Here is a 9,291-nt window from a genome sequence, read left to right as displayed (position 1 = left end):
CTAGTTTAGAACTGTCCAGAAAACGGGGTCAGGCCATATCGAAGTACTTACGCAAGTCATCAGTACTACATTTTTCGCTTCTTAAGCGAAACCGTAAATCCGTCAACACGTCAAATCGTAAATCATTTTGATACGATCGTATCTGCTGCAATTCAGTTAGGGTATCTCCTTTGTTTTTACATCCATTGCATATAATAATAGCCAAAAAGATTGCTATATATGAATTCATTATTATCATAATGACTAGTCGCAAGATATTTCATCCACCAGAGACTTCCTTAATTCCACACCTCTACTTTGTGCATCCGAACGTTCTCGAGGAGTGTCATCGCTGTCAGTGAGTGTATCACCACCTCCCCAAGAGTGTTCGCCGTTCGTGCATATACAACATTCATAAGTAAGAGAGACCTCGACGCCGTACGCCCATTTCAGTGTTGTATCGTCAAAGTCTCGTGCCCCTTTCTTAACCTGCTTAAAATGCCATCGGGATGCTTTGTTTATATCGGGCTGCTGAGGGTTCATCTCATCTAGAGACATTACTTCAAGGCCTAAATCGGTGATTCTCCAACCATTGGAGTCGTCTTTGCACATTCCAAGATAATCCCACTGATTCACCCCATCATTCCCCACGAAGGCGTACAGGTTTATTCCACCCGCTTCCTCAATCGGATCCCTCGATGGCCAATAAGGGATACCCGACGCGGTTTTGTAGCTGCATGGGCGGTTTTTCCGACGCGGTTGCAAGGATTGGCGGCGATTTTTCGGACGCTGATTTGAGGGTTCGCCAAAAAAATCCCAGACGCGGTTTTTCGCGGTGGGGTCGCTCGCGCCGGGCGCGGGTTCTGACAGGTAGTAAGCCACTTTCAGAGAAGCTTCTAGCGGCTTTCGGCGGCTAAAGAAAGAAGGTTTTTCAGGCGTTTCCCGTATCGTTTTCCTGATCGTCCGGACGCGGTTCCGGCGGCTTCTCGGCGGGGTGGGTTTTGCTGTGGACGGCTTTGAGCTGCTCGATGCTTACGTGCGTGTAAATCGCCGTGGTTTCTAGCTTTTCGTGGCCCAGGAGCTGCTGGATGAAGCGGATGTCGGCCCCGCCTTCGAGCATGTGCGTGGCGCATGAGTGCCGCAGGATGTGGCAGCTTCCCGGCTTGGTGATCTCCGCCCGCTTGATGAACTTGCTGACCATGCGGCTGAGGACGTCGGGGTTGAACGCCTCGCCGTAGCTGGTGACGAACAGGGCTTTTTCGTTGGGATCGATGAGGAGTTTCGGGCGCGTTTCGTCGAGGTATCTTTCCAGCCATTTGAGGGCGCGGGTGCCTACTGGCACGACGCGATCCTTGTGGCCTTTGCCTTGGCGGAGCCGGATGGTCTGGCGGTCGCGGTTGAGGTCGTGGAGTTCGAGCTTGGCGAGTTCGCCCCTTCTCATGCCGGTGCTGTAGAAGGTTTCTAAAATGGAGCGGTCCCGGAGGCCTAGCGGGTCGGTGGTGTCGGGGACGTTGAGAAGCTGTTTCACCTCTTGGAGGCTCAGGGATTCCTGTGGGAGGCATTTTTCGGGGCGCGGCATTTCAAGCTCGCTGGCTGGGTTGGCCGGGAGGTGGTTCTGTTTGACCAGGTGTGCGAAGAAGTCTTTCACGGTTCCCAGGCGGCTTCTTTGGGTGCTGATGCCCAGCGGCTTGCCGTTGGTCTTGCGCCACCGCCAGAGGTGGCGCTGGTAGCTTTCGAGGATGGGCTTGGTGATCTCCGATAGTTCCAGTAGTTCGCGCTCGACCACCCAGAGAAGGAAGACTTTCAAAGCGTCGCGGCGGCCTTCGATGGTGTCGGCGGTGTAGTTGCGCACGGCGAGGTTTTCCAAGTAGCTCTCGGCGAGCTGGGCGAGGCTTCCGGCTTCGCCGCTGGGGAGGTTCTGGGCGGCGTTGCCGCCGCGTTTGTCCTTGTCGCGCTGGCGCAAGCGGTGGGTGGCTTTGTATCCTTTTTTTCCTTTTTTGCGGGGCATGGTTTTCTGCGGTTACGATGGATTGGGTTTTCGGCTCCAGATGTGCGGTTCCGGCGAAGCGGCGAAGTTTCCTTTAGAGCCATATTTCACAAGGGTTTGAACTTCGCGGGGTGGGTTCGGCGAAGGGGGCGCGAAGCTTCCCTTTTCCCCCGCGAAGCTGGCAACGTAGGTGCAGGTTCACGCGCCCTTTTTCTTCCTCAGCTTGGCAATGTCGATCAGGCCGACCTGCCAGCTTCCCTCGGGTTCTCCGGCGGCGGTGAGCAGTTCGTAGCGGCAAAGGCTTCCCTGTTTTCCATTGCGCCGGTGTACGTATTCCATGGCTTCGAGGCGTTCGAGATGGAGCCGGGTTTGGGTCTCGCTCCAGCCGGTTTTCTCGCGCAACTCACGGCGGCTAAAAAGGGAAATTCTCTGCTCGATCTTCTCGGCTTTCATCTTGGCGCGGATGAGGGTTTTGATGCTTTCTAACAAGCGGCTGGTTTGGGGCGGGAGTTCGTCGAGGCTTCGGCCCAGGACTTCGGGGGCGATGCGGTTGGCGGCTTCGATGTCCTCGATGGTGACGGGCAGCATTTCGATTTCACGGCCTGCGATCTGGTGTTTGATCGGCTCGCGCTGGTGCTGGTGTAAAAGGGCGATGGTGTCGATGAGGGTGAGGTATTTCTCGTGGTCGCGGCGGGTTCTTGTGCGGCCTGTGGTGAAGGTCAAATGACGGGCGAAGGGGTTGGCGATTCGCATGGGGGCGATGAGGCGTTGGGCGTTCTGCATGAGGTTCACAATATCTTTTCTGTGCTCGTTTTGCAGGATGCCTTCGATGGTGCGGGCTTCGCGCTGGAGGGCGTGGATGCGCTCGGTCTGGGCGGTGGATTCATCGACGGTGAGGACCAGGCAGCGGTTCATCAGCTCCTCGTCGATGTCGATGGCGGTGGTTGTGAGGATGATCATTACCGGCCCTTCCACGTGGTATTCCTGCGTTTCCATCCTACCGCTGTGCGGGTCTTTTCCGGTGGAGGCGATTGTCAGCTCGCCTTCGGATTGCAGGAGTTTTAGGGCGTAGCTGGCTTTCTCTGCGCCTTCCTCTTCGACGATGGCGAGGATCTTGTGTTTGAGGTTGGACTCGCCGAGGTAGTAGAGGCTCTGGCCTGTCATGGCTGAGTATTTCACTTGTTCCTCGTCGGGGAAAAAGCTCAGCACGGTATCCATGAGGGTGGATTTCCCGGCGGCGGATGTGCTTTGGATGATGATGGCCAGGGGGCGTTTCAACTTGCGGCTGGTGGCGGCGAGGTAGGCGGCAAGGAGATTGGTTTTCTCGCCGACGACTCCGGCGGCGGCGTAGTTCGTGGTGATGCGTTCGAGCAAGTCGGGTGAACGTAGTAGTTCGAGGGCGGCGGTGCGTTCCTCAATGGTCATGGGGCGGACGTCGTCGGATGGTGTTTTGCTGTTGAGGCGTTGTTCCTGGGCTTGTTCGAGGATGAGGAGGAGTTTTCCCAGGTCGCGTTTGAGCAAGTCCTTTTCGAGGGTGGTTTCCTCGGCGGCGCGGTCGATGAACTTGCGGCGGTCGCCGTCCCGGTAGAGGTCGAGGCTGTCCACGTGCATCAGGCCTTCGCAGGAGATGCGGAGGGTGATTTTGAGGACTTCGAGGCTGTTGTTTTTATCGAGTCCGCCAATGCGGTATTCACGGCTCCGAAAGGCGACTTGGTGGAAATCCCCGACCTTCTCCAAAGTCGATTCGGGCTTCGTAGGGTTGGCCAAAACCTTCCCTTCTTTAGCCGCTGAAAAGTTGCTCTTCCGGAAGTTGGGCGAAGTTTGTTTTTGGAAAACAAACGATAGCTGCTCTTGCCGCCGTAGGGCGCGGCGTCAAGCGTTCCCGCAGGAATGACCAAGCTGCACAAGTGAGGAACGAACGCGGAAGCGCCGGGAATGACGAGGACAACGCTTGATGCCGTAGCGACCGGAGGCGGCACGGGGGGCTGGAATGCGGTGTGGAGTGAGGAACGAACGCAACACGGCATGGAGGCGGGGCGCGGAGCTGTGCGAGGAATGCGCTCCGATGAAATGGAAAACTCCGACGAAGCACCATTCAGGAAAGTTCGCTGCCGCTTGCGGAGGCCGGAGGGGTGGCAGTGTGTGGAGGGCGTAGCGGAGCGGAGTCTGGGGAGGCGGATATTCACCCGGAACACTCTGCCGCACCGTAGGCCGCCTGAACACTTCCTGACCAACGGGAGGCAAATCTGTTGGATCGCGGCTCTTTTGCTCTGATGCTTCCGACCCCCCAACCAAACCTAAAAACAAACCCTAGCGCAGGTGTGGGGGTGAGCACCCAAAACAAATCACCGCAGGTGGACGATTGGGCCCACCGTCACCCCCACACCGGAGCGGATGCCAGCCCGAACCCGCTCCAGTTTTGACGCAAAGAGAGCTTGCCGAACGGCGGCAAAACTGGGGCGGGTGGCCGGGCGCGGCTGGCCCGGTGTTCCGGGACAGGGGAGCGCACGGCGGGCGGGTCTGCACGGCGAAGGGCGCGGCTGGAGACCTGGAAGATGTGGCGAGGATACGAGCCGCTGAGGGAAGGCCGGAACGCCGTGACCGCCCCGCGAAACAACTGCGCGCGAGCGGACGGCGCGACATCTGCCTTGGGGGATTTTGAACATACCGCGAAGCGCAAGCCCTCCCCCAAAAGCAGATGGCGTGACGGGAGCGGGGTTTGCTCTGGAGGTTGGTTTTGCCCGATTACCCGACAGGTCTTTGCCCGAAAAATGTTAAAATGCGACACCTGACCCGAAATAGAAGCTCCGAGCCGATACATGATTTCTCACCGGTTGGCACGGCCTCTGCGGTTGGCTGCCACTATTAGGCGAACTACCGGAAAATATCAACCCGAAAAGACTCCATTTATTTATTAATTAGAACAATATCAAAATCGCGATTTATTGAATAAATAAATTTTTCCATTTCGCTTGGATTTCTATAATCCCGATAAGCTTTAATGCTTTCTATTAAAATATTTTTCCTCATTGAGATCTTCCAGCGTCGAATTCCATCAACTTCGACCCGATCAATTTGTGTCAGCAGCTCCTCTCTAGTGACAATCCCAGTCCCTCTTAATGAGTTCTGCAACTGTTTAGCTTCAGCGAATATTTGAACATGTTCGCCTTTTCTCGACTTACAACTGACGGCGAAAATAAAGCTCGTAACCAATAGGAGCAGACAGGATATCTGACTGATTTTCCGTGCTCCCATAGCGCCTACTTTGGACATGTTGGACGAAATCCGGTATTCGGAGGCGGCGTATAAGGCAATGTGCCAGGATATGGATAGTTTTTATACAGTTTATTATTTGCTCCGCTCCAATAATCTAATACCAAATCATCGACCTCCTCGTCTTGGCAATTTTTGGCCTTGCACCTCACCCAAACATGATCTGCACCAAATCGTTTTTCACCAGCTTCGAGTTCACATTCCCAGCAATCTGGTACATTTAGATTTATCATGAACGGAGCATTTTGGTTATAGCAGGAATCATCTGGGCGACCATTTAGTAGCGTTCCGCCTGGTTGTCCGTATGTCTGATCTGAAAGAGCCTCGAGAAGCTGTAATCTCAGATCAATACTTCCGAGCCTCACCGTAAAAGAACCCTTCTTACACGGGTCAGTTTCGCATTTTCCGTCCTTGCAGCATTCGCCGTCTGGACAACTTTGCCAACCTAGGTAATCCCACTGATTGACCCCATTATTCCCCACGAACGCATACAGGTTTATCCCACCCTCTTCCCCGATCGGATCCCTGGATGGCCACCTGCCCGTCACTGGATCATAATAGCGATAGCCATAGTATAGGAGACCCGTGACTGCCTCTTGCGGTTTGGTCGAGAACCCATAGTTGCTTGGTGGCGTGCCTATTTGTTCGATAATATTTCCGTAGGCATCATATCTTTGACGGGCGATCACGCTACCGCTGGCATTGACCCATGCGGTGATGTTTCCATTGCCATCGTAGGTCGGAAAACTAGGAACCGGTGCAGCTCCGCCAGGCGGTAATTGCTCGACCATGATCAGACCACCCACTCCGCCTGCTCCCTGCACGCTGCCGGAAAGATCCAGTCCCCATGTGTGGCGACGGGTATAATCGCTGCCATCATGTTCCAGCTCCACGTTCCAGCCGTTGGTAAGGAACCATGTCTGGCTGGTCACTCCACCTAGTGTTTCGGTGCGCTTGGTCCGGCGGCCCAAGGCGTCGTATTGGTAACTTGCGAGGTCCCCACCGCTACTGGCAGCGGATAGCTGGTTGTTGATATCCCATGTGAGAGCCGCACCAACGACTCCGCCGGAACCGGGAGCAAGAACCGGATAAGATGTCGCATTGCCATTTGCATCGTAAACCGGAGGCGCGAATGCGCTGACTGCGGTGTATTCGTTGACAAGGTTTGCCGTATAGTTGGTCGTGATTCCGTTGGTCAGTACGGAGCTCCGGTTTCCGGCGGCATCGTAGCTGTAGCTATTGTTATGGGTAGCGCCGCTTAGCGGAAGGCTTGCCGTGGTGACTTGGCGTGCGGCATCGTATCCGTAGCTTTCGCTGCTGCCATTTCGGTTCGCGGCTGTGCGGCGGCCATCGGCGCTGAGGGTGTAGGCGGTGGAATCAAGGGCACCGTTCGTAATGGCGGTGAGGCGTCCCGCTCCATCGTAGCTGCGGGTGGCAGTGAAGACCCCGTTTTCCACCACGGTAGCAGTGATCTGGTTGCGACCATTGTAGCTGTAAGTAGCAAGTGGAGGCGGCGCATCCGAGGTAATGCTGGCCAGCAGGTTGCGCGCGTTCCATGCATAAACCACCTGACTCCCATCGGGGCGGGTGTGGCTGGAAAGGTTGCCGTCCATATCGTAGCTATACGAGAACACCTGCGCTCCTGCAAGTCCGGAAAGAGACTGACTCTCCGAGGTCTGGCGACCGGAGAGATCGTAGTTTCGTGTAACCGTAGCATGGGCATTGGCGGCGCTCTTCATACGGCCGAGAGCATCGTAGACATAAGTGCGCGGTGTTTCACCATTGCTGTAGCTTATTTTCGTGAGGAAATCACGCGTGGTTACCTCGTAATGATTGGTGATTACTGCCCCATCTGCCTTGGTAAGGGTAACAAGCCGGCTGGCCGCATCATAAGTGTAGCTTTGCGAGGTGGCGTCCGGCTCAGTGCGTGATATTTTCCTGCCCAGGGCGTCGAAAGCGGAGACAAAGGTAGCACCCTTCGCATCTGTATATGAAATAGGGCGGCCAAGCAGATCATAGTTGTAAGTTATGGTTCTGTTGGCTCCATCCTTTTCAGTTTTCAGTCTGTTCAAGGCGTCATACATTGCAGTCGAAGTAGTCACCCCATCAGGGGCTGTGACAGTGAGCCTGTTCCCATTCTTGTCATAAGTGAATGTCGTTGTATTTCCGAGCGCATCGCTGATGCTGGTAGTACGGCTGAAACGATCATAGGTGGTGGTCGTGACACTTCCTGCGCCATCGGTGTTTACAACGGGACGATTTCGGACATCATAGGTGACCATGCTAGTAGTCTCTTCCGCAGTGCCAGCGGCGGTGACGGTAGTCGTGCGGTTTCCATTTTCGTCGTAATTGAAAGTAATGGTGCGACCTAAACCTGAAGTGACAGAGGTGACAAGGCCACCTCCATCATAAGTTGAGGAATTGGTAACGCCGGTGGGATCAGTCGTGGAAACAACACGATCCCGGCTGTCGTATGAATAGGTGGTTACAGCCTCTATGGGAAGGCCGAGAGCTTCTATCTGAGCGACCTTACGACCGAACAAATCATAGGCGGTTCGCCCGGTAGTTCCATCCGGAAGTATGATATCAAGAGGCCTGCCTGCGGCATCGTAAGTGTATTGGGTTACCCGTCCTAAGGCATCAGTGGAGCTTGTCATCTGCCCAAGATTATTATAGGCCATGCTTTTGGTAGATGCAATTCCTGTCCCTGCAGCGGAAGTGGTGCTAACGGTGCGATTCATCTCATCGTAGGTATTTGTAGTCGTTGTAGCGATGGCGCTGCCTGATCCCTCTGTAGTGGAGATGCGATTGCCGTCCAAGTCATAGGCATAAATTGTGGTTACGGCGATGGGTGTTCCCACAGCACGAATTACACTGCTGAGACGTCCATCTAAATCATAGGTGTAAGTGGTAATTACACCATTAGGATCGGTCATGCTCGTCCGTTGTCCTGCGAAATCGTAAGAATAAGAGGTAGTGCTTGCCTCTGGGGTGCCATGAGCAACGGTAGTAGAAAGCAACCGCCACTCTACATCGAACTGATTCAGTGTGACCGTGCCATCAGGGTAGGTGATCGTGACGGGCTGGCCGGTCAAATTGCAACTACAGCCGCCGCCAAGGGTGCTACTATAGTCGAATGTGGTAACGTTTCCACGTGGATCCGTTTCTGAAATTTTTCGGCTAAGCGAATCGTAAGTCCAAAGAGTTAGCTGCGCACGCTCATCAAGTGTCGCTATACGATTGCCATAGTCATCATAGGTGTGCTGCACAAATGTTCCGTCAGGGTGGGTTGTTTTCAGGATGAGACCGCGGTCGTCATATTCGTAGCTGGTAGTATAAGCAGTGCTAGAATCGAGATTCCGCGTTTCGCTAGCGAGACGCTCCAATGCGTCATAGCCGTAGGTCGTGACCATGCCAGCGGCATCCGTATACTGTGCGAGAAGATCATTAGAGTCATAGGACCATGATTCAATGCTTCCATTGGCGAAACGATGAGTGAGTTTCTGCCCTAGGCTATTGTATGTCCACGCTTCATAAGTGCCATCAGGATAATCAGTGCGCAATTTACGCTTCGTAACCGGCTCCAAAGTATAGCTGGTGACGTTACCATTCTTGTTCTCCGAAATCACATGCCCGTCCAAATCTCGGGTGAGAGTGGTCACAGAGCCTTCCGGTGTAGTGGTGCTTAGCAGCAAACCATTAGAGTCATTAGTGAAGGTGGTGATCCGTCCCAAGGGGTCGTTAGTCGAGGCAAGAAATCCGTTGGCATCATAAGTGTAGTCAGTCGGATTTCCAAAGGAGTTGATTGATCGCTTCATCAAACCGTTTTGGTACTCGAAACGGTTGATCTTGCCGTTTGGATAAACGAGCTTGGGGATATGCCCACCGTCCCACCGCACGCTGGCAACAAGATTCCCGGTGACGTCATCCCGTTCCTCGATGACGAAGCCGACAGATGTATTCGGATCATAGCCATAGTGGCCTGACCCCATTTTCTGGACAGTTCTAAACTAGAGCTAACGTGGCTGGTGTTTGTCTAAGGAGAGGGGCGG

At 54.4% G+C, this 9,291-nt stretch carries 4 protein-coding genes; all 4 read right to left on the bottom strand.

Annotated elements, in window-relative coordinates; translation table 11 throughout:
* Positions 1 to 910: 910 nt before the first annotated feature.
* Complete coding sequence (gene xerC / locus ACFSSA_RS10755) at positions 911 to 1,987, bottom strand: site-specific tyrosine recombinase XerC (RefSeq protein WP_386820454.1); 1,077 nt, start codon at positions 1,985 to 1,987, stop codon at positions 911 to 913.
* 177 nt (positions 1,988 to 2,164) lie between these two features.
* Positions 2,165 to 3,733 carry a DNA primase gene (locus tag ACFSSA_RS10750; RefSeq protein ID WP_386820453.1) on the bottom strand — a complete coding sequence of 523 codons (1,569 nt, stop codon included), beginning with the start codon at positions 3,731 to 3,733 and terminating at the stop codon, positions 2,165 to 2,167.
* Positions 3,734 to 4,873: 1,140 nt separating this feature from the next.
* Complete coding sequence (locus ACFSSA_RS10745) at positions 4,874 to 5,239, bottom strand: hypothetical protein (protein ID WP_386820452.1); 366 nt, start codon at positions 5,237 to 5,239, stop codon at positions 4,874 to 4,876.
* Complete coding sequence (locus ACFSSA_RS10740) at positions 5,227 to 9,231, bottom strand: RHS repeat-associated core domain-containing protein (RefSeq protein ID WP_386820451.1); 4,005 nt, start codon at positions 9,229 to 9,231, stop codon at positions 5,227 to 5,229. The genes ACFSSA_RS10745 and ACFSSA_RS10740 overlap by 13 nt, the downstream gene beginning before the upstream one ends.
* Positions 9,232 to 9,291 lie beyond the last annotated feature (60 nt).

The sequence above is a fragment of the Luteolibacter algae genome (assembly GCF_042683045.1).
Taxonomy (GTDB): Bacteria; Verrucomicrobiota; Verrucomicrobiia; order Verrucomicrobiales; family Akkermansiaceae; genus Luteolibacter; species Luteolibacter algae.
The sequence above is the reverse complement of the archived record's forward strand: the minus strand, read 5'-3'. Positions and strand labels throughout refer to the sequence as shown.

What these genes read in the sequence shown, in the direction of transcription:
- xerC (WP_386820454.1), bottom strand. Translation starts at nt 1,987, where the DNA reads ATGCCCCGCAAAAAAGGAAAAAAAGGATACAAAGCCACCCACCGCTTG.
- ACFSSA_RS10745 (WP_386820452.1), bottom strand. Translation starts at nt 5,239, where the DNA reads ATGTCCAAAGTAGGCGCTATGGGAGCACGGAAAATCAGTCAGATATCC.
- ACFSSA_RS10740 (WP_386820451.1), bottom strand. Translation starts at nt 9,231, where the DNA reads ATGGGGTCAGGCCACTATGGCTATGATCCGAATACATCTGTCGGCTTC.